This is a genomic window from uncultured Methanobrevibacter sp., from assembly GCF_900316895.1.
Taxonomy (GTDB): Archaea; Methanobacteriota; Methanobacteria; order Methanobacteriales; family Methanobacteriaceae; genus Methanocatella.
Window position 1 is genome coordinate 1 of the sequence record NZ_ONER01000025.1, and the last position, 24,818, is coordinate 24,818.

Here is a 24,818-nt window from a genome sequence, read left to right on the forward strand (position 1 = left end):
ATATATGGGGAATGATTTATGAAGCATTGAATTCAGTTTTCAATCCAATTCTCGCTATGGACCCGAATCCGGCTAATCCTGCTTTGACTGTATTGATAATTGCATTTATCGTTTCATTAATTACAACAATTGCAAATAAATATCTGGTCGATCAGGATGAGATGAATGATGTGCAAGCAAAAATGAAAGAATTCCAAAGTGAACTTAGAGAAGCTCAAAAGAAGGGAGATGGCAAAAGAGTTGCTGAACTTCAGGCTCAACAGTCTGACATGATGCAAATGCAAAGTAAAATGATGTCCAGTCAATTCAAACCTATGATTGTAACTTTTGTTCCAATTATTTTGATTTTCTTCTGGATGAGAACTTCAGCAATTCATGACTTAGTTATTATTTTACCTAAAACTGTATACTGGGTTACTTTAACTCCTGTTTGGCATTTTATTGGTCAATTTTTATATGGTGGTAAAGCAACAATTCCATACGGTATTGGTTGGTTATTATGGTATATGATATGTACTTTTGGTATGAGTCAAATAATAAGAAAATTCTTAGGATTCAAACAAGGGTTCTAAATCAACCTTTTAAACATACATTTATTAATGATGAAAAAGATATATTGTAGTATTCTATATTGAATACGCTATTACACAATTATTAAATTTTATTAAATTAATTATTAGGTGATTAAATGCCTGAAAATAGGTTTAGATCAAGATCATATAAAAGAATTCATAAAAACACTCCTGGTGGAGATAATGTTTTAAGATATAAAAAGAAAAAACCATCTAAGCATGTTTGTGCTGAATGTGGTAAAGTCTTACATGGTGTTCCTCGCGGACGTCCATATGAAATTGGAAAATTATCAAAAACAGCTAAAAGACCTAACCGTCCATATGGTGGGTACTTATGCTCAAGTTGTGCTCGTAAAATTTTCAAAAACGAGGCTAGAAAATAATGATTATTACTATTGGCGGATTAGCTGGAACTGGAACTACAACTACTGCTGAGCTTCTCAGTAAAAAGTTAGATATTCCATATATTTCTGCAGGTTTTGTATTTAGAGAAATGGCTGCAGAAAGGGGTATGAGTGTTCTTGAATTTAGTGAGTTTGCTGAAGGTAATGATGATATTGATAAAGAAATTGATAAAAGGCAAGCTTTAAAAGCCAAAGAAGCAGAAAATCTTATAATTGAAGGGAGACTATCAGCATTTTTTGTTGATAATGCTGATTTGAAGATTTGTTTAGTGACTCCATTTGATGTCCGTTCCAAAAGGATATCAGATAGGGAAAATAAATCTGTTGAAGTGGCTAAAAACGAAATCATTGTTCGTGAGAAAAGTGAAGCTTTAAGATACATGGAAATCCATAATATAGACATTTCTAATATGGATGTCTATGATATAGTTATAAATACTGGTACTTTCAATCCTGAAAAAGTATCTGAAATCATTATTCAAACATTAAAGGTGATATAAATGGCATCAATCGAAGTAGGTAGAGTATGTGTTAAAATCGCTGGTAGAGAAGCTGGCGAAAAATGTGCAATCGTTGAAATTATCGATGAAAACTTTGTAGAAGTTGTTGGTGAAGCAGTTAAAAACAGAAGATGTAACATTGCTCACTTAGAACCAACCGAAGATTCTATCGATGTTTCTGGTGACATTGACTCTATTAAAGCAGCTTTAGCTGACTTATAAATTCAATGTGAATAATTGACAAAATTATTCATAACTTTTTTTATTTACTATTTTTTAAGGTTTTTTTCATGAAGTTTAACATGGTGACAAAGTCTAAAAGTTTTACATCAGAGGAATTCGGCTGCAAACCTGAAGACAGAGAGATTAATGAATATATTTCTAAAGGTGTAATTAATTTAGATAAGCCATCAGGTCCGACCTCTCATGAAATAGACTCATGGATTAAGCGTATTTTGAACTTGGAAAAATCCGGCCACGGCGGAACATTGGATCCTAAAGTAACCGGGATTTTGCCGGTTGGATTGAATGATGCAACCCGTGCAATTCAACTTTTACTTACTGCTCCAAAGGAATATGTCTGTCTTTTGACTTTCCATCAGGATGTTGATGAAGAAAGGATTCGTGAAGTCTTTGCGGAATTCACAGGCAAGATATTCCAATTGCCTCCGGTCAAATCAGCTGTAAAGCGTGAAATGAGGACACGTAACATTTACTATTCCACAATCTATGAGATTGAAGGGAGAGATGTTCTCTTTAGAATTGGCTGTGAAGCAGGGACATATGTAAGGACATACTGTCATAACATTGGAGAGGCATTAGGTGTTGGAGCTCACATGGCTGAGCTTAGAAGAACACAGGTGGGTTCATTCAATGAGAAAAACAAATTGGTGACCCTGCAGGATGTTACAGATGCATATCACTTCTGGAAGGAAGATGGTGACGAGTCATTCCTGCGTGATGCGATAATGCCTATGGAAAGGGCCGCTGATTACCTGCCAAAAATCGTAATTAAGGATTCTGCTGTTGATGCGGTTTGTCATGGTGCAGACTTGGCCAATGGTGGAATTGCAGAACTGGCAGATAACATTCAAAAGAATGATATTGTAGCAATTGAAACCCTTAAGGGTGAATTGGTCGGTGCAGGAAATTCATTATTGACATCCAATGAGATTCTCGAAGCGGATTCTGGTTTTGCGGTAAAGGTTAATAAGGTTCTAATGAAACCGGATACCTATCCAAGATTCTGGAAATGACGAGGTTGATAACTTGGCTAAGAGAATATTATTTGTTTTATTCGCTGTGATTTTTATTTTTTCTCTTAGTGCAATTAATGCAGCAGACATTAATTCAACAGATGATATTCCGCTTCAAATTGAAAATTCATCTCAGGTTAATAGTGTAGACTCTGATATCAACTCGTTAAATGAAAATGATAAAAATCAAACAGAGATGGTTTCACAGTCCGATAATGTTTATTATAAGGGTTCCTACAGCGTAACCTTGAAGGATTCAAATTCAGGATCTATTCTGGCAAATAAGACTATTGATTTTCTCATAAATAATGTCAAGTATGATGCTGTAACTGATAATGATGGTGTTGCTAATGTCAATTTGGCTTTGGCTCCTGGAAAATATTCCATCTTTGCATCCTTCGGTGGGGATGATGACTATGGCATCTGCAACCTGACTTCCACATTCAATGTATTGCCGACAATCAAGGCAAGCGACATTTCAAAATATTATAAATCCAGCACTCCGTTTTCTGCACAGTTTTTTGATACTCATGGAAACCCTTTGGCAAATACCATGGTCACCATAACAGTCAACGGCAAGCAATATAATGTCAGAACAAATGGAAATGGATTTGCAAATCTGGCAATGAATTTCAATCCGGGTTCCTATAAGATAGTTTCCACTAATCCTCTTATGGGCTATTCGATAACAACCAACTTTTTAATTCTTCCGACACTAAGCTCATCAGACATCAAGCAGGTTCAAGGCCAAAACAAGAAATTCATTGCAAAGTTTTTAAGAAGTGACGGAAAGCCGCTGGCCAAAACCTATGTCAAATATAAATTAAAGGGCAAAACCCACAAGGTCAAGACAAATGCCAACGGGATGATAAGCATTTCCTTAAAAAAGCTTAAGAAAGGAACCTATAAGATAGTCTGTTATAATAAGGATGGTCTGTCAAAAACCAATACCATTAAGATTTATAAGAAAAAGGCCTCAACTAAATTATCCGCCAAATCTTACACATTCTATCCTAAGGATAAGGGCAGGGTAATTACAGTAAAACTGTCAACAGCATTGGCAGACAGTTCAAATGCCGGAAAAATAATTAAAATCAAGATCAACAAAAAGACATACAGTAGAAAAACCGATGCAAACGGTATTGCGTCCATGGATTTGTCCTCGTTTAAGAAGGGAATTTTCAATGTCCAATTCAAATATGATGGAAACAAATTCTTCAAGGCATCAAAGTTAACAAGGTCAGTTACAATATTTGACACAACCCAGACTTCAATCACAGTCAAAAGCACAACCCATTTCGGTTATGGTGCAGGCACTTCATTAAAAGTGTCTTATAATGCAGGAGGCGTTCCGTTAGCTGGAAAAACTGTAAAGTTAACCCTTGCCGGCAAGACATACGCAAAAACCACAGACAGCAAGGGCATTGTATCGATACCAATCAATTTAGACATTGGCGAATATGTCGTTAGCTATAAAACCGACAGTGATTCGATATTCAATGGAACTTCAGGCTCTTTCAATATAGATGTTTTCAAACGAAGCCCATCCAAATTAACTTGGAAATGCGGAAAGTCCTACAAGGACAATACCCAAACTTTCAAAGTGTTGGCAACTAATTTGAAGGGCCAGCATCTTTCAGGAGGAGACATTGAGTTGACCATTGACGGGGAAACATATTCCTCAACCGTTTCATCAGGAGGCTATGCAAAGTTCAAGACCCATGTCGCTATTGGAAACTATAAGGTTTCAGTCAAATTCAAGGGCAATAACAATCATCTTGAAAGCTCCGCTTCCAAATCGGTTAAGGTTAAACTTTCCAAATTCCGCAACGGAATCAATGAAAAGAACGCAAAGGGTTCAAAGGCATACAAGAAATCATCCAGCCATTGTAAGGTTGGAACTAAAAAGATTAAGAAATTGGTCAAAAAATTGACTAAAGGGCTGAAAAGTAAAGTCGACAAGGCTAGAGCCATTTTCAATTATGTAAGGGATACCCTGGATTACAGCTATTATTATGATACCAAATACGGTTCAACAGGCACATTAAACCGCAAGAGCGGAAATTGTGTTGACCATTCTCATTTGCTTGTTGCCATGTATCGGACTGCGGGCTTTAATGCAAGATATGTTCACGGAACATGCCGTTTCAGTGACGGTGACGTTACAGGACACGTTTGGGTTCAGGTAAAAATCGGGAAAAATTGGGTTGGCGCAGATGCAATTTCATATAGAAACTCTTTGGGAAAAATAAAAAACTGGAATAACAAGCATTACACTCTGCATAACAAATATGCAAGTTTGCCGTTCTAAAAAAAATAAAAAGAAATGGAAAAGCTAGAAAGCTCCTCCACCTCCACCTCCGGATCCTCCTCCGAGGCCACCAAAGCCACCGGAATCTGAAGATGAGCTCATTGTTGATTGTCCACTCATTATTGCACTGTGCATCATGTATGATCCTCCATAACGGTGATACATGAAAATATCCGCATCATACTTGTCGATATCCTGTTCCTGAAGTTTCATGGCATCATAAACCTTGTCAGCTACTCCAAGAGCCGTGCCATAAATCAGGTACTTTTTCCAAATAACTATTGATTCTGGAGGGTGTTCTTTAATTAAACTGTTGTCATTTAGGAACTTCTTGAAGTTTTTCCATTTGAGATATCTCACACGGCCTTCAGGAGTCCATCTTCCAAATTTATCATCATCCAATTTCATAATCAGAAGGGAAAATAGGATTAAAAATATTCCTCCTGCAATTGAATAGATTCCTGATTTCAATTCTGTCCATACTCCTAAAACGGCCAGAAGTACTCCAAAGAGCAATCCTCCTACACCAAGCACTGCAATAATAGTTGTGCCTGTGTAATCAAATTCTTTATCAGTTCTGAATTCCAAAGAAGCACTTACATTCTCTTGCCAATCATTATATTGGCCCATAAACCATTTCGCATTTGATTCGGTTGATAATCTTGAGTTTAAGCTAGATAAATTCAACCTGTCATTATTTGAAAAGCGATGAAGGATATCATAGACCTGTTTTTCATTTGATTTGAGTTCGCTGGTGTTTCCGCTGAAGTTTATGAATAAATCCTTGGTTTCGGTATCTTCATCGGCTACGGTTTCAATACTCAAAACCTTTTTATCAATCAGATTCAGAATTGCAGCTTCAAATCCATCCATATTAGGAGTTCCAACGTTTCCTGAAGAATATAGCGCATTTACCACTTCCGGCGGATCATCGGTAGGAAGTTCCCTCTCATATATTCCATCATCCATCACTTTTGGCTCTCTTCCATAAATGAGATAAGTGAATATTGCAACGATAGGACTTAAAAGGGATAGCAATCCTAAAATAACGTATGTTGCATTCCAGAAATTACGTCCGTTGACACTGTCGTTGAGGTTTTTCATAATCATTTCCCGACCGTCATAATCGACATGCTTTGCATTTGTTGCATCGTGGAAGTCATTCAATGGCATCAATACAAGGAGTTCATAATAATCGCCTTTCGGAATGTCTGATGTTTTTGCGGTAATTGTATTCTTGTTCAATTCGCTTGAAACATTAAATTCCTGAGGATTCAGGAAATATTCATTGCCTTTATCTCCAGGCAAATGGACTTTTACGTTGACGGTTCCGACACCAACGTCCCATTCATCTCCCCAGAGTTTGTATTGAAGTCCACCTACATCCTTGAAAAGGGTAACAACATTTTTCATATCATAGCTGATATGAACTGATACGTCACAATCTTTAACTCCTTTTGTATGCCCCTCATCGGAATATAAATAGATTTTCAGATGTTTTTTTCCATCTTCATCGCTTACCGTATGTGAGGCATAAGCTCCGTCAACGGAGATATTAATGTTTTCTACGCTCTCTCCAGCTTTCAATGGAATGTCTCGGTATACTCCATTAAATTGCCCCTTAAATGAATAATCATACCTCTCATCTACATGCAGTAGGCCATTATTTTCAACGGTTAGGTCAACAAATGCATGATCAATGGTGTAGCTTCTGTCATCGTCGGCTGCAACTGCTGAAAATGTTGAAAATAATAATAAAAAAAGTAAAATTATAGTAAATGTTTTTTTAACATTCATATAATTTCACCACTAGAATTTCACTTCAGGTACTGCTCTTTCACTTTCAGGTGCTTCGAAGAATGTTTCTTCTTTAAATCCAAATAATTTTGCCATAATGCTGCTTGGGAATTGTTGACATGTGTTGTTGTATTTTAGGACAACGTCATTGTAGAATTGCCTTGCGTAAGCTATCTTGTCTTCGGTATCGCTTAACTCAGACTGCAATTGTTGGAAATTGCTGTTGGCTTTCAAGTCAGGATAGTTTTCAGCAACTGCAAACAATGTTTTTAAAGCGCCGGTAAGTTGGTTATCTGCAGCACTTGTTTCTTCAACGGTTGTTGCATTCATGACGCCGGTTCTTGCTTTTGTCACTTCTTCTAAAACACCTTTCTCATGTCCTGCATATCCTTTTACGGTTTCTACAAGATTAGGTATTAAATCGTTTCTTCTTTTTAGCTGAACGTCGATTTGTGCTAAACTGTTTTTCACACGGTTTCTAAGTCCAACCAGGTTATTGTACATATGTATAAATGTTCCAATGATAATAATTAGACATACTATAATTACTATTGTTAATAACAAATCCATTTTATCACCTAATAATAACTATTATAATAGATTAAAATATACTTTGCCATTTATTAATGGCGAATTATAAATTATATGTACAGCACTGATTTTTTCAAAAATCTCACTTTTAAGCAAACCTTTATATAGGGTAATGTAAATATATTATTATATCATATTATTCTAGACAATATGATGTACAAGTATTGCTAACTATTTTAATGCCGAGATAGTCTAGCCTGGTAAGGCGCGAGACTGGAAATCTCGTGGGCGTTCAGCCCTCCTGGGTTCAAATCCCAGTCTCGGCGTTTATTAGTTTTTTGATATTAATTAATAAAAATACTTGTTAAACTGATATTTATTGCACTCTTAGCGAATACGCTAAGTTTATAACTGTTGAAAAAACTGTGTTTTGAAATTCAAAACATTCGAATCTATATTTTACGTCTCGTAGGTTCGCTCTATAAATGGAGGTTATTTAATGGAAGACGAATTCAAACATTTAGTCCGTATTTCAAGAAAGGACGTTAATGGTAACAAAACCATTGAACAAGCTTTAACTGAAATCAAAGGTGTTGGAATCTCTTTATCTAAAACTATGTGTCGTGTTTTAGACTTAGATTTAGAAGCTAAAATCGGATACATTGCTGACGAAGATGTTTTAAAAATTGAAGAAATTTTAGAAAACCCTCTCGACTTCGGCATTCCAGCTTGGATGTTAAACAGAAGAGAAGACTATGAAACTGGTGAAAACATTCACTTAATTGAATCAGATCTTGATATGACTTTAAGAGATGATTTAAACAGAATGAAAAAGACCAGAAGCTACAAAGGTAGAAGACATGAAGTTGGTTTACCTGTTAGAGGTCAAAGAACCAAGTCTACTTTCAGAAAAAGTTCTACTGTTGGTGTAAAACGTTCAAGAGGATAGGCAAGAGCTTTTTTTATAAATTAAATTATCGAAATTCAATTTTATAAGGAGATGTTTTAATGGGACAACCTAGAAAATCAAGGAAAAAGTATAATACACCACCACATCCTTGGAATGCGGAAAGAATTAAAAATGAAAATAAATTAATGACTAAATACGGTCTTAAAAACAAAAAAGAAATTTGGAAAGCTGATACTTTAGTCAGAAGATACAGTAGGGAAGCAAGGTACTTACTTGGTTTCGGTGCTGATCAGATGGTTAAAGAAAAATTAGAATTATTAGGACACTTAGCTAGAACCGGTGTTTTGCCAGAAGGCGCAGCTCTCGAAGATATCTTAGATTTAAATGTTGAAGATATCTTAAGAAGAAGATTACAAACTATTGTGTACAAAAAAGGTTTAGCTCGTACTCCTAAAGAAGCAAGAATGTTTGTTGTACACGGTCACATAGCTTTAAATGGTAAAAAAATCAATTCACCAAGTTATGTAGTATTAGACGGTCAAGAAGATGCAATTGGATTTTACCGCTCTTCACCTGTAGCAAAACAAATTGAAGAGTACAACAAAGGTAAAGAAAATAAAGCTAATACAGAAGAATAAAGGGTGTAACTATGGCAAAAGATGAAAAATGGGGTATAGCTAATATTTACTCATCATTCAATAACACTATTATTACTGTAACAGATATTACTGGTGCTGAGACTATTTCTCAATGGTCTGGTGGAAAAGTTGTACGTGCTGACAGACAACAAGCTTCACCATTCGCAGCAATGGCTGCAGCAACTAGAATAGCTGATGATGCTAAAGAAAAAGGATTTGTTGGATTACATATTAAAGTAAGAGCTCCTGGTGGTAATGGACCTAGAAGTCCAGGACCTGGTGCACAAGCAACTATTCGTGCTTTAGCAAGAGCTGGAATTAAAATAGGAAAAATCGAAGATATTACTCCTATTCCTCACGACGGTACTGGAAGACCTGGTGGTAAAAGAGGAAGAAGAGTTTAAGCGGAAGGGTTTAATATGGAGATAGAAGTAAAAAGTCAAAGCGAAAATGAAATTGTTTTCATTGTTCGTGATGCAGAAGTGCCTTTTATTAATGCTATCAGAAGGGTTGCAATGGTCAACGTTCCAAAAATAGCTATTGAAGATGTCAATATTATCAGAAATGATTCTGCAATGTTTAATGAGGTACTTGCTCATAGGCTTGGTTTAACTCCTTTAGTTTCTGATTTGGATGCTCTCGAAGGATTATCATTACCTGAAGATGATGATTGGGATGTGTATTCTAACGGAATAATGTTTCATTTAAATGAAGTGGGACCTAAAGTTGTTTATTCTAAGGATTTAATATCTTCAGACTCAAAAATTAAACCAGTATACGACACTATACCTTTAGTAAAACTCAAAGAAGGAGAAGAACTCAACATTGAAGCAGTAGCTAAAGTGGGTTACGGAAAAGAACATGCAAAATGGATACCAACAACCGTATGCGCATACAAGCAATATCCTGAAATAACTTTCAATGAGGATGTTGAAATCGACTACGATTGTGCTCAGGCATGTCCTAGAGGTATTTTAAAATCAGACAGAAGATCTAAAAAGATTAAAATCTTGGACATTGAAGACTGTGCCATGTGTAAAAGCTGCGTAAGGGCTTCTGACAATGGTTACATTAATGTCGGATTCAAGCCAAATGATTTTATTTTCAGAATCGAAACTGATGGAGCAATGCCTCCTAAAGAAGTTTTATTAAAAGCATGTGACGTATTAGGTGAAAAAGCAGATAAGTTTATCAGATTTAGTGAAGAAGGAGGAAGTAAATAATGGTTAAGAAAGTAGTAAAAACAAATCCTAACCTTATTGAACTTATTAATAAACTTTATGAACAATCAAGAAATGAAGATGCAGCTATTTGGAGAGATGTTGCACAAAGACTTGAAAGGTCTAATAGAAGAACCGCTGAAGTAAATTTGTCTGATATTGCAAGACATGCTGAAGCTGGTGAAACTGTTTTAGTACCGGGTAAAGTTTTATCAAATGGTGATTTAGAAAACAAAGTAGATGTTGTAGCATTAAAATTCTCAGCTAAAGCACAAGAAAAAATCGAAAGTGCTGGTGGAGAATGCATCTCAATTGACGAAATTATGGAAAGTAATCCTAAAGGATCAAACATAAGGATTATGGAATAGGGGATGTGTGTTATGATGATTATTGATGGTAATGGATGCGTTTTAGGAAGATTAGCTAGTATAACTAGTAAAAATCTTTTAGAAGGCGAAGAAGTAGTAATTCTCAACGCTGAAAAAATTATGTTAACTGGTAACAAGGATTGGGCTTATGCTAAATACAAACAAAGAGTTGACAGGGCAAGTATTTCCAACCCTCGTGACTTAGGTCCAAAATATCCTAGAAGACCGGATGATATATTTAGAAGAACTGTAAGAGGAATGTTACCTTTCAAAAAATCCAAAGGTAAAACAGCATACAAAGGCTTAAAAGCTTTCGTTGGCGTACCTGCTGAATATGCTGATGCTGAACTCACTGCAGTTCCTGAAGCAGAATACAAAGATCTTAAAAAAGGTATCGAATTAGGAGAAATCTCCAAACTTTTAGGAGCTACCTTTTAGATAAGTAGGTGTTATTATGGTTAAAGTTATTCATACTAGTGGAAAACGTAAAACAGCTATCGCAAGAGGTACTGTTCGTGAAGGAACCGGTAAAGTTAGAATTAACAAAGTTCCTTTAGAACTTTATTCTCCTGAGCTTGCTAACTTAAAATTACAAGAACCATTAACCTTAGCTGGAGACTTAGCTAATGAAGTGGATATCAATATCCACGTTATTGGTGGCGGAGTAATGGGTCAAGCTGAAGCTGCACGTATGGTAATTGCTAAAGGACTCGTACAATGGTCTCAGGATATGGATTTAAAAGAAAAATTCATTCACTACGACAGAACCATGTTAGTAGGTGACCCAAGACGTTCCGAACCTAAAAAATACGGTGGTCCTGGAGCAAGAGCACGTAAACAAAAAAGTTACAGATAAATTCTGTACCTTTAAATTTTATTTAAATTTAAAAGATGATATAAATGATTCCTATAAGATGCTTAAGTTGCGGAAAACCTGTATCAGCTTACTTTGATGAATATAACAAAAGAGTAGCAGCTGGTGAAAAATCTAAAGATGTTTTAGATGATTTAGGTTTAACTAGATACTGTTGTAGAAGAATGTTGATTTCTCATGTTGAAACATGGGAATAAACAATTGTAGGGATATTTTTTAAAAATAATCTTGGTAAAATGCCTAAAAAATGGAAGTAATATTCATGGATGTTGAAAAAAAATTAACAAGGTTTGAAAGAGCCAGAATTCTTGGTGCTAGAGCAATTCAAATATCTATGGGTGCAAAACCTCTAGTGGACATTACTGATTCCCTAGATCCAATTGACATAGCATATGAAGAACTCAAGGCTGGAGTTTTACCATTAGATGTTATTAGAGATGAATAGATTTTATCTATTTACTCTAAAATTTATTTAAAAAAAATAGTAAATACCAACATAACTCTATAAAGAAACTTACTAATTTTTTCAAAATATAGGTTGGTTGGTAATAAATTGAATGACACTGAGGTGTTTTTTTGAATAGTATAATAGAAGACGTCCAAGTCCGAAAGATTTTGGACAGCAGAGGCAATCCGACCATTGAGGTTGATGTAATCACTTGGAATGGTTTCGGAAGGGCAGCTGCACCAAGTGGGGCAAGTACAGGTTCAAGAGAAGTGGTATCCTTCCCTGAAGGAGGGGTTGACATTGTAGTAAGTGAAATGGAAGACTTGATTGCTTCTGAACTTATTGGAATGGATGCATGTGATGTCGCTACTATTGACGAAGTATTGAAAGAAATTGATGGCACTGATAATTTAGCCGCTATTGGAGGCAACACCACTGTTGCTATTTCTATGGCCGTAGCTAAAGCTGCCGCATCATCCTATAACATGCCGCTTTACCAATACATTGGAGGTAATTTCATAAATGAATTGCCGTATCCATTAGGCAATATGATGAATGGTGGTGCTCATGCAGGTGTTAATGCTCCAGATATTCAAGAATTCTTAGTTGTTCCTATTGGAGCCACAAATATGGTTGACGGAATTTTTGCAAATGCTTCTATTCACAAAAAATTAAAAGAACTGATTCAATCCAAAGACTCCAATTTCACTGGTGGAAAAGGAGATGAAGGCGGATGGGTGCCAAACATTACCAACGCAGATGCCCTTGAAATTCAAGCTCAGGCATGTGAGGAAGTTGGTGATGAAATAGGTATCGAAATCAGGCCTGCTTTGGATATGGCTGCATCTGAAATGTGGGATGCAGATGAGCAGAAATATGTCTATGCTCATGATGGTATCAAAAGAGATACCGGAGATCAAATCGATTTCGTAAAGGAAATCATTGATACTTACAAAATGTTTTATGTAGAAGACCCATTTGACGAATCTGACTTTGAAGGATTTGCTCAATTAACTTCTAAGGTTGGGGACAAATGTCTTGTTTGTGGAGATGATTTATTCACAACTAATAAAGAGCTTTTAGCTAAAGGCATTGAAATGAATACAGCTAATGCAATTATTATCAAGCCAAATCAGATTGGTTCATTATCTGAAACCTTTGCTACCGTAAAATTGGCTAAGGAAAATGGTATTGTGCCTGTTGTTTCACACCGTTCAGGTGAAACCACTGATGATACTATCGCTCATCTTGCTGTCGGTTTTAATTCTCCGATGATTAAGACCGGAGCCATAGGTGGGGAAAGAATAGCTAAATTGAATGAGCTTATTCGTATAGAAGAGAAACTTCCAAATTCAAGAATGGGCAAATTTAAAAATTAGGGGAGAGATATTATGTCAAAAGTAATTCTTGATTACGATAAATGTGATGGTGCTGACTGCGCTGAATGTGCTGACGTTTGCCCAATGGAAATATTGGTCCTTGAAGGAGATAAAATTACAATAAACAATCCTGAAGATTGCAGTTATTGTGAAGTATGTATGGACGTTTGTCCTAATGAATGTATTAAAATTGAAGATGACTTTTAAATTGTAGGTGAAAAAATGGTAAATGAAGAACTTTTAATAGACTTAGATAATTATTTAGCAGCTGGTTTACACATTGGTACCCAGCAAAAAACTAGTGACATGGAAAAATACATATTCAGAGTAAGATCTGACGGTTTATATGTATTAGATATTCAAAAAACTGATGAAAGAATCAGACAAATCGCAAAATTATTAGCAAAATACGACCCTGAAGATATTTTAGTAGTAGCTACCCGTCAATACGGTCAAGCTCCTGTTAAAAAATTCGGTGAATTAACCGGTGCTAAAACCATTCCTGGCAGATTCATCCCAGGTACCTTAACTAACCCAAATTATGCTAAATTCATTGAACCAAAAATCATTGTTGTAACTGACCCAAGATCAGATGCACAAGCGATTTTAGAATCCAAACAAAACGGTATTCCAGTAGTTGCATTATGTGATACTGAAAACTTACTCAGTTTTGTTGATATTGCTGTACCTGTAAACAACAAAGGTAGAAAAGCTATCGCTTTAGTTTACTGGTTACTTGCAAGACAAATCTTAAGAGAAAGAGGAGACATCCCAGAAGACGGTGACCTTGATATTGATTCAACTGAATTCGAACTTAAATTTTAAGTGAGTTAGATGTTAAGACAACCTGCTGTAGCTGGGGCATTTTATCCAAATGACCCAGATAGACTAAAAGAACTTATTGAAAGTTGCTTTTTGGATGATTCCGGTGTTGGTTACATGCCGAATCTCGAATCATTCGACGGAAAAGAGTACCCTATCAATGTTATGGTTCCTCATGCAGGTTATCAATATTCTGGTCCGATAGCCTCTCATGGCTATTGTGAAATCGTTAAGAATGGTTTTCCTGAAGTTTTTATTATTATAAGTCCTAACCATACTGGATTTGGTAGTGAAATATCTGTATTCAACGAAGGGGAATGGATCACACCTTTAGGTAATGTGTGTGTAGATAATGAGTTTGCAGACAGCATCATTGAGTTTTCAGACATTGCATCTGCAGATTTCTCAGCCCATATCCGTGAACACAGCATTGAAGTTCAGCTGCCATTCCTACAATACTTTTCTTCTGATTTCAAGATAGTTCCAATCACAATGGGAAAACAGGATTTTATAACTTCAACTGATTTGTCCAATGCAATATTTGAAGCTGCAAATAAATTAAACAGATCCTATTGTGTTATTGCAAGTACTGACTTGTCCCATTTCAATAATCAAGAAAAGGCAAATAAGGTTGATGGATTCGTCCTTGAGGATATTGAGGAAATGAATGAATTCAAACTTTTTGAGGAAGTTGTCCAGTATAACATTACCATGTGCGGTTATGCTCCAGTAATGGCCACCATGTCCCTTTCCAAAAGGTGTGATAAACACACTAGTGAAATATTGGCTTATGGGACTAGCGGTGATGTCACTGGGGATTTCACGTCAGTAGTGGGTTATGCTTCAGGTGTTTTTAAATAAGGTGTATCTATGATAGCTAAAGCCTCTGCTCCGGCAAAAACAATATTATTTGGTGAGCATTCTGTAGTTTATGGCGAGCCTGCTATAGCGGGAGCAGTCAACAAAAGAGCTTATATTACCATTAAGCCATCAGAAGATGATGCTACTATTTTTAGAGCTCCAGACATTGGTTTTGAAGCTGAATTACTTACACAACATAAAAAATATGTTTTGCTTAAGGGAAAACCAGGTATTATTAGATATATTTTAGAGTCTCTTTATCGAGTACATGACCATACTCCAATAGACATTACCCTGAATTCCAATGTTCCTATTGGTTCAGGTCTCGGATCATCCGCAGCAGTTACAGTAGCTACCCTTGCTGCATTATACAGATATCATAACATTCGTTTTAACAAACAGTCCCTTGCGCATGATGCTCATATGGTCGAGCAAGCCGTTCAGGGGGTTGCAAGTCCGTTGGATACTTTAGTTTCAACTTACGGAGGACTTGTCTATTTATCAAGAAACAAAAAGGTTGAACACTTTAACGTTAATTTTAATGTTCCGTTTGTTGTAGGTTATACCACCAAGCATGGAAACACAGGCAAGATGGTAAAGGATGTCAAAAATCGTAAGGACAGAAATCCGAAAATCATTAATCCTGTAATCACATCAATGGGTAACCTGACCAATTATGCAAAACAGGCTATTTTAAAAAGGGATTTCGATAAAATCGGCGAATTGATGAACATTAATCATGGCTTTTTAGATACTTTAGGTGTTAACACTTTGGAATTGTCTCGTATGGTATATAATGCAAGAGAAGCCGGAGCCATTGGAGCCAAAACCACTGGTGCCGGTGGAGGGGGCAGTATTATTGCCCTTTGTCCTGGTAAAGTCGAAGAAGTTGCGGAAGCTATTGACCGTGATGATAACATTTTAAAAATCAGATTTACTCGAAAGGGAGTTTCTTCAAGGGTTTATAAGTGATTTAATGATTATTTTAAAGATTGGTGGCAGTATTTTAACAAACAAGGACTCCAAGGAAAGCGAAGTTGATGCCTTGAGCCTTAAAAGAATTGCATCTGAAATCAAAGCTTCTATGGATGCATCAGCTAAACAGCTGGTCATCGTTCATGGTGCGGGTTCTTTCGGACATCCTCCTGCAAAGAAACATAAAATCGGAGAGGAATTTGATGAGTCACAATATCCTGAAAAGAGATTAGGGTTTTGTGAAATTCAAAATGAAGTCAAAAAATTGAACATGTTCATCTGTGAAGCTTTCATTGAAGAAGGATTGCCTGTTATTGCCGTTCCGGCATCAGGTTTCATCACTGCTACAAACAAGAGAATAACTGATGGAAATCTTGACTTATTTAAAAATTATCTCAAAAAAGGTTTTATTCCTGTAATTTATGGTGACGTTGTTTTGGATAATGATTTGGAATTTTGCGTCATTTCAGGCGATCAGTTAATTCAGTACTTGGCCAAAAATCTCACTCCCGACCAGGTCATTTTGGGAACTGATGTCGATGGAGTTTACAACAAGAATCCTAAAACACATGATGACGCTGTATTTTTTGACAAGTTCACATCACTTGAGGATTTGGATACCCTGGAGGGAACCACCAATGTCGATGTAACAGGCGGTATGGTTGGAAAAATTAAAGAACTTTTATATTTAGCAGATTTAGGAATTGAATCTAAAATAATAAATGCCGAAGTCGAAGACAACATTTTCAAAGTATTGGAAAATAAGCCAGTTAAAGGAACAATAATTTCAAGGGGAAATTAACACATGATTTCAGATAGAAAATTGGAGCATTTATTAATTTGTGAAAATTATGATGTTGAGTTTAAGGACAAAACCACAGGATTTGAAGATATAGAACTGATCCATAATGTTTTGCCGGAAATTGATAAGAACGAAATTGATTTGTCAACTTCAGTTTTCGGTAAGAAATTAGACTCACCTTTATTTATTACAGCTATTACAGGAGGCCATCCTGCGGCTAAAGAAGTTAACAGGCAATTGGCAATTGCTGCTGAAAATAATGGAATTGCTTTAGGAGTCGGTTCTCAAAGGGCAGCTTGTGAACATCCTGAACTTGCAGACACTTATAGTGTAGTTCGTGAAAATGCACCTGACTGTTTGCTTGTTGGAAATATTGGAGCTCCCCAACTTAATTTGGCTCAAAAAGCGGTTGAAATATTGGATGCTGATATCCTTGCCATTCATTTAAATCCTCTTCAGGAATCAATACAGCCGGAAGGCGATTTGGATGCAAGGGGATATACCGATTTGATTGAAAAAATCACCGACACAGTTGATATTCCGGTTCTTGCAAAGGAAACAGGCTGTGGAATTTCCGCCGAATCAGCTAAAACATTAGTTGAAGCAGGTGTGGATTTCATTGATATTGAAGGAGCTGGAGGAACCAGTTGGGCCGCTGTTGAAACATACAGGGCAGAGGACAGATACCTGGGAGAAATATTCTGGGACTGGGGAATTCCAACTGCAGTTTCCACTGTTGAAGTTACAAATGCAGTCAACGTTCCGGTTATTTCATCAGGAGGTATTCGTACAGGTCTTGAAGCTGCAAAGGCCATTGCTCTTGGAGCAGATGCTGTTGGTATGGCATTGCCGTTTTTAAAGAATTCTGCTTCTCAGGAAGCTTTAAACACATTTATTAATAGATTTAATGATTCACTAAGAATTGCTATGTTTTTAGTTGGAGCAAATAATATTGAAGAATTGAAACAATCTAATTTGGTCATTCGTGGAAAAACAAGGGAATGGCTAAATGAAAGAGGTATTAACACAAAGAGTTATTCAAGGAGATGAAACATGAGCGTAGAAGTTATCGCTATAGGGGGATATCAGGAAGTCGGGAAAAACATGACTGCTGTCCGCATAGGTGATGATGTTGTTATTTTTGATATGGGAATTCACCTAGACAGGATCAGTATGCACGAGGACACTGATATCGACAGAATGCACAGTTTAGATTTGATTGAAAGGGGAGTTATTCCGGACGATACATTGATGAAGGATGTCGATGGTAAAGTAAAGGGAATAGTATTCTCCCACGGTCATTTGGACCACATCGGTGCAGTCGCTAAACTTGCACACAGATACGATGCACCATTAATCGGAACACCATATACTGCTGCTTTGATAGAAAAACAGATTAAAGGGGAACGCAAATTTAAGGTATCAAATCCAATCAAGGTCTTAAACCCTGGAAGCAAAGTAAAGCTTTCAAAGGATATCACATTGGAATTTGTACAGTCAACACACAGTATCCCGCAGGCAGTATTTCCGGTATTGCACACTCCTGAGGGAATCATTGTATATGCACTTGATTTTAAATTTGATAACCATCAGAAGGTATCTCCGCCACCTGATTACAAGAGATTAAAAGAATTGGGTAAAAAAGGAGTCCTTGCATTAATAGTTGAAACAACTAATGCCAAAAACTTTGATGAAGTAAAAACCCACTCAGAAAGGGTTGCAAAAAACATATTGGAAGATGTGATGAGGGGGCCACTGTATGAAAAGACAGGTATGATTGTTACCACATTTTCATCTCACGTCGAACGTGTACAGGCCATTGCAGATATTGCCAAAAAGAGTCACAGGGAAATATTCTTTTTAGGTCGTTCAATGGAGAGGTTCTGCGGTATTGCACAGAAATTGGGTATTTTAAAGTTGCCTGAAAATGCCAGCATTTACGGATCTCCAAAGGCAGTCAATAAGGCATTAATGAAAGCTGATGAAGACCGTGCAAACTACTTGCTTGTAACTACAGGGCACCAGGGAGAACCTGATGCATTGCTTCCAAGAATTGCCAGTGGAAGAACTCCTTTCAACATTAAAAAAGGAGATAATGTTATTATTTCAGCACCTATTATTCCAAACCCTACCAATGCTGCTAACAGGCACATTATGGAAAGGAGATTGAAGGTAAAAGGTGCAAGAATTTATCCTAATGCTCACGTTTCCGGACACGCTGGAAGAGAAGACCACAGAGAATTCTTACGTATGTTAAAACCACAACATATCATACCGGCACACGGAGACTTATCAATGCTTGCAGCTTATGCTGAGCTTGCTGAAGAGGAAGGTTACAGAATCGGATATGATATCCATATTTTAAGGAATGCTCAAGCACAAGTTTTTAGAAGTTAAAGAGGGATTATTTATGAGTGATGTAAAAGAAGTACTTGGAAATTATTCAACAGACATTACAAAAACAATTGAGGAAGAGTTAGCTACAATAACTCCAGATAATTTGGCTGAAGCGTCAGTTTACTTAACTCGTGCTGGAGGAAAAATGTTAAGGCCGGCTTTAACATTAATAACTGCTGAAGCTGTTGGCGGAAAACGTGAATCTGCTCTTAAAGCAGGCGCAGCCATTGAATTGATTCACACATTCTCCCTAATTCATGATGACATCATGGATCAGGATGATATGAGAAGGGGAATGCCTTCTGTCCATAAGGTTTGGGGCGATGATGTTGCAATTCTTGCCGGAGACACATTATTCTCTAAAGCATTTGAGATTATCATCTGTTCTGAAGGAACAAGTTCCGAGCAAAACAACAAGGCTTTGGCAACCGTTGCTGATGCATGCGTTAAAATCTGTGAAGGTCAGGCATTGGACATGGGCTTTGAGGAAAGATTCGATGTAACCGAAGATGAATACATGGAAATGATTTTCAAAAAGACCGGTGCATTGATTGCAGCCGCCACCAAGGCTGGAGCCATCATGGGCGGAGCAAACGATGAAGTGGTTGATGCATTGTATGAATATGGTCGTTTAATCGGACTTGCTTTCCAGATTCAGGATGATTATCTTGACCTTGCTTCCGATGAGGAAACATTAGGAAAACCAATCGGTTCAGATATCGGCAAAGGCAAGATGACCATTATTGCAATCAACGGTTTGGCCAGTGCTGATGATGATAGGTTACTTGAAATCTTAAAAGCTGACAATAATTCTCAAGATGAGATAGATGAAGCTATTGAGATTTTAACAAATTGTGGTGCTATTGAATATGCTCGCAATTTGGCACAAGAATCTGTGATGAAAGCAAAAGAAGTACTTGAAATATTGGACGACTCTTCATCTAAACAGATACTTGTTGACATTGCAGATTTTGTACTTGAGAGAAACGTATAATTTTTCTCTCGCTTTTTTTTTATTTCATTTTTAGTATTTTTGTATCCTCATTTTTTTCACTAAAATTGCAATTGATTTTTGAGCAACCATTTTTTCAAAATTTTAAAGTTCAGTATTCGTATTAAATTTGAACATTTTTCATTTTGAAATTTGCAAAAAATCATTGGGAAAATCCAAATAATTTATCATTATTTTTAACGATTTATCACGATTCTTAATTGTTTTAATTTCTCGAATATTAAAAGTTATTTTAGTTATTTGATATATTAAAATATCTTATTTTTACTATTTAAATAGTAGATTAACAAAATAATGCTATAATAAGTATTTATTGTTAGTAATATTAAATTTAAATCTATTAAATGCCTCAGATATTTTAATAATATTTATATATTTAGTAATATAATATCTATTATTAGGTTATTCATTCAATTGGATAATTTTGTTTGACTAATTATAAATTGTTCAGAGTAATACGAATAATTTACAATAATTAGAACAAAATCGAAGTCAAGATGCTAATCATAAAAATTCATGTTGTGCTTAAACCGGTAAGTGATATGTGAATCTGTTTTAAAATCTTGTAATAGTTTAACTTTAAATCTGTTAAATTTCGATTTGTTCTGGTTAATGCTGTGAAATATTCTGATGCTCTATAAAATTTGGAGAGAAAATATGTTGGAGATTAAGCACACTTTATGCCCATCTTGCAGCGTCGGTTGCGGTATTAATGTTGTTTTAAATGAGGGAGAAGTTGTGGGAACATTCCCATATAAAAGACACCCTGTTAACGCAGGAAAAAATTGTTTGAATGGAAGAAATTCTATTGATTGTTATTTAAACAAATTTGAAAATGTTGATGAAGATGCATTGATTGGGGATATTAAAAAAGAATTGCAATCCGCAGATTCCTCAAACGTTACAGTAATCTGTTCAGGTAACAATACAATTGAAGAAACTGAGGTAATTAAAGAATTTGCAGAATCTAATGGTTTTAATATCGGTTTTTATGCAGATAACTTGAAAAATTATGACGAAGTTGCTTCTTATGATGATGTGGAAAATGCTCAAAAGGTTTTTGTCATTGGAGACCTATTATATGAAAACCCATTGATTGGAAGAAGAGTAGTTCATGCAAAACAGAATGGAGCTAAGATTTTCGCATTCGTAAAAGCTGAAAGTTCCGTAACATCTAACATAGCGGACGAATGTTTCAATGCATCCGTTGGAGAATTTTTAGACGCTTGCAAAGGCGAGGTCGATGAAAATTCTGTTGTAATATTTAATCAGGTTGATGATGCTGATGATTTGGCTAAAATCGAGGCACTCAATTGCAAAATATTGCCTGTGTTCAGTAAATCTAACACTAAAGGTGCATTAAACATTTTGGATGCAAAATCAAAAGATGAAATGTTCGAATTGTTGGACAACACTAAAGTCCTTCTGGTATTTAATGACGATATTGTTGACGAACTGGAATTTGACTTTTCAAAAATTTCTAAAATAATCAGTTTTGCCCCATGTGCAAACAAGACAACAGAAATTTCAGACATTGTTGTTCCAATTAAAACATGGCTTGAAAAAGACGGATCATTTGTTAATGCAATGGGTGAGACCCAAACTTTCAATGCTGCAATTGAATCAGATGTTTTAAGCGAAATTGAGGTAATTGAAAAATTAAACGGATAGGCAGGTGATTAATATGAGTTATGTTTTAGCTAAATCTCAAAATGATGATATTCATAAAGCGGGTGAATGCGGAGGTGCCGTAACCAGCATTCTCAAATATCTGCTTGATGAAGGAATAGTTGATGGCGTATTGGCAATAAGTCCTTGTGATGATGTTTACGATGGTGTTCCAACTTTTGTGACTGATTCTGAAGATCTGATAAAGACTGCAGGTTCCTATCACTGCGCCCCTACAATGATCGGGGACCTTGTGCAAAAGTACTTCTTTGACAAGAAAGTGGCAGTGACAGCAAAGCCTTGCGACATGAGGGCAATAGAAGAGCTTATTACAAGACACAAAATTAAGAGGGACAACATTTATGTAATCGGTTTGAACTGCGGAGGAACAGTGTCACCTGTAAGCGGCAGAAAGATGATTGATCTTTTCTATGAAGCAGACCCTGATGATGTCATAAGCGAAGAAATCGACAAGGGTCAGTTCATCATCGAGCTTGCAGACGGTTCCGAAGAGGCAGTCAAAATCCATGACCTTGAAAATGAGGGATACGGTCGCCGTACCAACTGCCAAAGATGTGATGTCAAAATCCCAAGAAAGGCGAACCTTGCCTGCGGTAACTGGGGGGCTGAGGACGGCTGGACTTTCATTGAAATAAATGATGAAAAAGGTCAGGAATTGATTGACGGTGCCAAAAAGGCAGGAATCCTTGAAACCAAAACCCCTGCTCAGGGAGCTATCGACGGAAGAGCTAAAGTTGAAGGCATCATGATTAAGATGGCCAATAAGGTTCAAAATGCAGTCTATCCTACTGTCAGCGAAATGGACGAATGGAGCCGTTGCATAAGCTGCTATGCATGTCGTGATGTCTGTCCGATTTGCTGGTGCTTTGAAAACTGCGAATTGAACAAGCCATACTTCAAGGATGAGACAAACATTCCTCCAACCCCGATTGCATTCCAGGGAGTAAGGCTGTCCCACATGAGCTTCAGCTGTGTTGATTGCGGACAGTGTGACGATGTATGTCCAATGGACATTCCAGTATCATTGATTTTCGATAAATTGCAGAAAAAATACTTTAATAGGACCGGCTATGTAGCTGGAGTTTCTGATGATATCAAACCTCCATTATACAGTCCGGAAAAAACAGAATTATAGAGGTGGTTTGATGGCAGACGATTTAAAAATTGTAGGTTTATTATGTAACTGGTGTTGTTATGGTGGAGCAGATACCGCAGGAACCGCACGTATGCAATACTCACCAAACATCAGAATTATTCGTGTAATGTGCTCTGGAAGAATCAGTCCTTCCATGATATTCAAGGCATTTCAGGAAGGTGCCGACGGAGTGTTTGTAGGAGGTTGCCACATTGGTGATTGCCATTATGATGCAGGTAACTACAAATGGTCCAGAAGGTCAAAAATTGTTGAAGACATTCTTGAGGAATTCGGAATCGAAAAGGAAAGATTCTGTCATGAATGGATTTCAGCATCTGAAGGTGAAAAGTTCCAAAGGACAATGGAGGAATTCCGCAAGGAATTGAATAAGCTTGGGCCATTGGAATTAGACTAATCAAATATGTCAAGAAAGTAAATGGCTCACGCTATTTACTTTCATTAATTATCTTTCCAACATCAGTGATTCGTTGCTGATGTTAGAAAGATAGTTAAATAGCGAATATTTGATTATTTTTCAGATTAATTTTTCTATATTGATATTATCATCATTGCCTTAAACTGTTGATTGAGCATTACCGATTGGTAGTTTAATTTTTTCTCCATCAATATGGAAGATTAATTAAAAAAATGAGAGTTATATGAGTTTCATGTAGGTTTCATTTACTGTCTACAATAGCTATTGAAGCCCATCACTTTAATAGCTATATTTTATTTTTAAAAATAATGAAAAGAAATTTTTTAGATTACTTTTCTAAGCAATACGCTTGTATTATTTGAATTTCCTATTGGAAGTAGCATTATCTCTTTATGGAATCCTCTAAGGATTGTGTCAGTTAATGGGGCATAAAGGATTGCTCTCATACCGCTGTATGTTCTGACCAGAACTGGTGTTTTTTCATCAACAATCTCCCAAACGTTTGCAAATACCCTTTCTTTAGGTTCGGCAAATGCTGCAACCATCAAAATGTCAAAGTCAATATCCTTTAGCAGTGTTTCGTCCCCGACTAGGATTTCAATGCCGTCATCAAGGCCTAATTTTTTGATAACTTCCCGGGATAATTCCGCCACGTCTTCCTGGATTTCAATACCTATGCATTTGCATCCGAATTTTTCCCTAAAGAGTATCAATGTCAATGGCAAAGGGCCGCTTCCTACAAAAACGAAGGTCTTGTCATCATGCCAATGTGCCAGTTTGGATTCATTGGTAAGAAGGCCCTGATATCTTTCATAGAAATGAAATGTGTCTAGGGTTGCCTTAGGATCATCTGATTTGATTATTTCCATTGCATTGCTTGTTTCCAATCTGGCACCGATGTATAAGTAGAATTTTCTAATCAGTTTCAGTGCGTTATTCATCTTTTCATCATCCAAAATGTGTTTCGCTGAATCGAAATCTATTGTTTCATCATGTGCAATAACCTCAATTTCATCCAATAATTTGGTTATTTCACCTAAATCAACATCATTTAGGGAAGACATGTCATTTAAAGAGTCAATACCGTAATTTTCTAGTTTATTTGCAATTTCTTCGATTTTTGGCCAGTATTTCCAACAGCTCATTTTAATCACTATGATTGTATATTGCATTAATACTAAATAAGCTTTTAATTTTTTTCAATTTAATATTACTCGGAGGGGGGTGAGAGTAATACTCAAATGTTTTTTGAAAAATATAAAAATTTATGAAGTGATTTTAGGTGTTAATCGGAAAAATCAGTTAATATTTTAATGATTCCAGATTTCTCCGGAATCATTTTTTGGTATCAATACAGTTTTTGGGTTTGTTTTTTAAGTGTCGAAATTTCTATATATCAAAGTAACATGTTTGAATTATCTTATCAAGGAAATGAATTTTCAATGATTTGAAGAAATGCGATATAGAAATTTCTTTGTTTT

30 protein-coding genes and 1 tRNA gene are annotated in these 24,818 nt (G+C 36.3%); 28 read left to right on the forward strand and 3 right to left on the reverse strand.

Annotated elements, in window-relative coordinates; genetic code table 11:
• Positions 1-2 precede the first annotated feature (2 nt).
• The 6 genes from QZN27_RS04285 (at position 3) to QZN27_RS04310 (ending at position 5,043) form a co-directional block, all read left to right on the forward strand.
• Positions 3-572 carry a DUF106 domain-containing protein gene (locus QZN27_RS04285; RefSeq protein WP_296784160.1) on the forward strand — a complete coding sequence of 190 codons (570 nt, stop codon included), beginning with the start codon at positions 3-5 and terminating at the stop codon, positions 570-572.
• A 116-nt stretch (positions 573-688) separates the two neighbouring features.
• Positions 689-955, forward strand: a complete 267-nt coding sequence (locus QZN27_RS04290) for a 50S ribosomal protein L34e (protein WP_292608590.1) — start codon at positions 689-691, stop codon at positions 953-955.
• On the forward strand, positions 955-1,476 hold the full coding sequence (gene cmk / locus QZN27_RS04295; RefSeq protein ID WP_292608594.1) for a (d)CMP kinase: 522 nt from the start codon (positions 955-957) through the stop codon (positions 1,474-1,476). Before QZN27_RS04290 ends, cmk begins: the two co-directional genes overlap by 1 nt.
• A complete protein-coding gene (locus QZN27_RS04300) occupies positions 1,477-1,698 on the forward strand; it encodes a 50S ribosomal protein L14e (protein ID WP_292608596.1) in 222 nt (73 codons plus the stop codon). It abuts the gene before it with no gap.
• A 68-nt stretch (positions 1,699-1,766) separates the two neighbouring features.
• Complete coding sequence (locus QZN27_RS04305) at positions 1,767-2,732, forward strand: RNA-guided pseudouridylation complex pseudouridine synthase subunit Cbf5 (RefSeq protein ID WP_296784165.1); 966 nt, start codon at positions 1,767-1,769, stop codon at positions 2,730-2,732.
• 13 nt (positions 2,733-2,745) lie between these two features.
• Positions 2,746-5,043 (forward strand): transglutaminase domain-containing protein, encoded by a 2,298-nt coding sequence (locus QZN27_RS04310; protein ID WP_296784167.1) that lies wholly within the window; start codon positions 2,746-2,748, stop codon positions 5,041-5,043.
• A gap of 24 nt (positions 5,044-5,067) precedes the next feature.
• On the opposite strand, the gene QZN27_RS04315 is transcribed toward QZN27_RS04310, so the two are convergent.
• Positions 5,068-6,840 carry a DUF2207 domain-containing protein gene (locus QZN27_RS04315; protein WP_296784170.1) on the reverse strand — a complete coding sequence of 591 codons (1,773 nt, stop codon included), beginning with the start codon at positions 6,838-6,840 and terminating at the stop codon, positions 5,068-5,070.
• A gap of 12 nt (positions 6,841-6,852) precedes the next feature.
• On the reverse strand, positions 6,853-7,410 hold the full coding sequence (locus QZN27_RS04320; protein WP_296784173.1) for a LemA family protein: 558 nt from the start codon (positions 7,408-7,410) through the stop codon (positions 6,853-6,855).
• Between the two features lie 202 nt (positions 7,411-7,612).
• Between QZN27_RS04320 and QZN27_RS04325 the strand changes: the two genes are divergently transcribed.
• The 22 genes from QZN27_RS04325 (at position 7,613) to QZN27_RS04430 (ending at position 23,316) form a co-directional block, all read left to right on the forward strand.
• Positions 7,613-7,697, forward strand: a tRNA-Ser gene (locus QZN27_RS04325).
• Between the two features lie 173 nt (positions 7,698-7,870).
• Entirely contained in the window at positions 7,871-8,320 is a 450-nt protein-coding gene (locus QZN27_RS04330; RefSeq protein WP_296784176.1) for a 30S ribosomal protein S13, read from the forward strand.
• Positions 8,321-8,379: 59 nt separating this feature from the next.
• A complete protein-coding gene (locus QZN27_RS04335; RefSeq protein ID WP_292604230.1) occupies positions 8,380-8,919 on the forward strand; it encodes a 30S ribosomal protein S4 in 540 nt (179 codons plus the stop codon).
• A gap of 11 nt (positions 8,920-8,930) precedes the next feature.
• Positions 8,931-9,323: a 30S ribosomal protein S11 gene (locus tag QZN27_RS04340; RefSeq protein ID WP_069574667.1), complete on the forward strand. Its 393-nt coding sequence runs from the start codon at positions 8,931-8,933 to the stop codon at positions 9,321-9,323.
• Between the two features lie 15 nt (positions 9,324-9,338).
• Positions 9,339-10,142 (forward strand): DNA-directed RNA polymerase subunit D, encoded by an 804-nt coding sequence (locus tag QZN27_RS04345; RefSeq protein WP_296784180.1) that lies wholly within the window; start codon positions 9,339-9,341, stop codon positions 10,140-10,142.
• Positions 10,142-10,507 (forward strand): 50S ribosomal protein L18e, encoded by a 366-nt coding sequence (locus QZN27_RS04350; protein WP_296784183.1) that lies wholly within the window; start codon positions 10,142-10,144, stop codon positions 10,505-10,507. Before QZN27_RS04345 ends, QZN27_RS04350 begins: the two co-directional genes overlap by 1 nt.
• Before the next feature lie 15 nt (positions 10,508-10,522).
• Positions 10,523-10,945 carry a 50S ribosomal protein L13 gene (locus QZN27_RS04355; RefSeq protein WP_296784217.1) on the forward strand — a complete coding sequence of 141 codons (423 nt, stop codon included), beginning with the start codon at positions 10,523-10,525 and terminating at the stop codon, positions 10,943-10,945.
• Between the two features lie 16 nt (positions 10,946-10,961).
• Positions 10,962-11,363, forward strand: coding sequence for a 30S ribosomal protein S9 (locus tag QZN27_RS04360; RefSeq protein WP_296784186.1), 402 nt, complete (start codon positions 10,962-10,964; stop codon positions 11,361-11,363).
• 44 nt (positions 11,364-11,407) lie between these two features.
• Positions 11,408-11,578, forward strand: a complete 171-nt coding sequence (locus QZN27_RS04365; RefSeq protein WP_042694539.1) for a DNA-directed RNA polymerase subunit N — start codon at positions 11,408-11,410, stop codon at positions 11,576-11,578.
• 50 nt (positions 11,579-11,628) lie between these two features.
• The gene (locus QZN27_RS04370) at positions 11,629-11,826 is read left to right on the forward strand and encodes a DNA-directed RNA polymerase subunit K (protein ID WP_292604238.1); all 198 of its coding nucleotides are present in this window, start codon (positions 11,629-11,631) and stop codon (positions 11,824-11,826) included.
• 131 nt (positions 11,827-11,957) lie between these two features.
• Positions 11,958-13,208, forward strand: coding sequence for a phosphopyruvate hydratase (eno, locus tag QZN27_RS04375; protein ID WP_296784189.1), 1,251 nt, complete (start codon positions 11,958-11,960; stop codon positions 13,206-13,208).
• Positions 13,209-13,220: 12 nt separating this feature from the next.
• On the forward strand, positions 13,221-13,415 hold the full coding sequence (locus tag QZN27_RS04380) for a 4Fe-4S binding protein (protein WP_292888386.1): 195 nt from the start codon (positions 13,221-13,223) through the stop codon (positions 13,413-13,415).
• Positions 13,416-13,430: 15 nt separating this feature from the next.
• The gene (gene rpsB / locus QZN27_RS04385; protein WP_292888383.1) at positions 13,431-14,033 is read left to right on the forward strand and encodes a 30S ribosomal protein S2; all 603 of its coding nucleotides are present in this window, start codon (positions 13,431-13,433) and stop codon (positions 14,031-14,033) included.
• A 9-nt stretch (positions 14,034-14,042) separates the two neighbouring features.
• Positions 14,043-14,891, forward strand: coding sequence for an AmmeMemoRadiSam system protein B (gene amrB / locus QZN27_RS04390; protein ID WP_296784192.1), 849 nt, complete (start codon positions 14,043-14,045; stop codon positions 14,889-14,891).
• Between the two features lie 9 nt (positions 14,892-14,900).
• Complete coding sequence (gene mvk / locus QZN27_RS04395; RefSeq protein WP_296784195.1) at positions 14,901-15,863, forward strand: mevalonate kinase; 963 nt, start codon at positions 14,901-14,903, stop codon at positions 15,861-15,863.
• Between the two features lie 4 nt (positions 15,864-15,867).
• Positions 15,868-16,668, forward strand: coding sequence for an isopentenyl phosphate kinase (locus QZN27_RS04400; RefSeq protein WP_296784198.1), 801 nt, complete (start codon positions 15,868-15,870; stop codon positions 16,666-16,668).
• A 3-nt stretch (positions 16,669-16,671) separates the two neighbouring features.
• Positions 16,672-17,718, forward strand: coding sequence for a type 2 isopentenyl-diphosphate Delta-isomerase (gene fni, locus QZN27_RS04405; protein ID WP_296784201.1), 1,047 nt, complete (start codon positions 16,672-16,674; stop codon positions 17,716-17,718).
• Between the two features lie 3 nt (positions 17,719-17,721).
• Positions 17,722-19,065, forward strand: a complete 1,344-nt coding sequence (locus QZN27_RS04410; RefSeq protein WP_296784203.1) for an RNase J family beta-CASP ribonuclease — start codon at positions 17,722-17,724, stop codon at positions 19,063-19,065.
• Between the two features lie 13 nt (positions 19,066-19,078).
• Positions 19,079-20,059: a short chain isoprenyl diphosphate synthase IdsA gene (idsA, locus tag QZN27_RS04415; protein ID WP_296784205.1), complete on the forward strand. Its 981-nt coding sequence runs from the start codon at positions 19,079-19,081 to the stop codon at positions 20,057-20,059.
• A gap of 675 nt (positions 20,060-20,734) precedes the next feature.
• Positions 20,735-21,748, forward strand: a complete 1,014-nt coding sequence (locus tag QZN27_RS04420) for a molybdopterin-dependent oxidoreductase (protein ID WP_296784208.1) — start codon at positions 20,735-20,737, stop codon at positions 21,746-21,748.
• Positions 21,749-21,755: 7 nt separating this feature from the next.
• On the forward strand, positions 21,756-22,901 hold the full coding sequence (locus QZN27_RS04425) for a Coenzyme F420 hydrogenase/dehydrogenase, beta subunit C-terminal domain (RefSeq protein WP_296784219.1): 1,146 nt from the start codon (positions 21,756-21,758) through the stop codon (positions 22,899-22,901).
• Between the two features lie 10 nt (positions 22,902-22,911).
• Complete coding sequence (locus QZN27_RS04430) at positions 22,912-23,316, forward strand: hydrogenase iron-sulfur subunit (RefSeq protein WP_292604264.1); 405 nt, start codon at positions 22,912-22,914, stop codon at positions 23,314-23,316.
• A gap of 344 nt (positions 23,317-23,660) precedes the next feature.
• Here QZN27_RS04430 and QZN27_RS04435 read toward each other — a convergent pair whose 3' ends face one another.
• A complete protein-coding gene (locus QZN27_RS04435) occupies positions 23,661-24,482 on the reverse strand; it encodes a nicotianamine synthase family protein (RefSeq protein ID WP_296784214.1) in 822 nt (273 codons plus the stop codon).
• Positions 24,483-24,818: the final 336 nt, after the last annotated feature.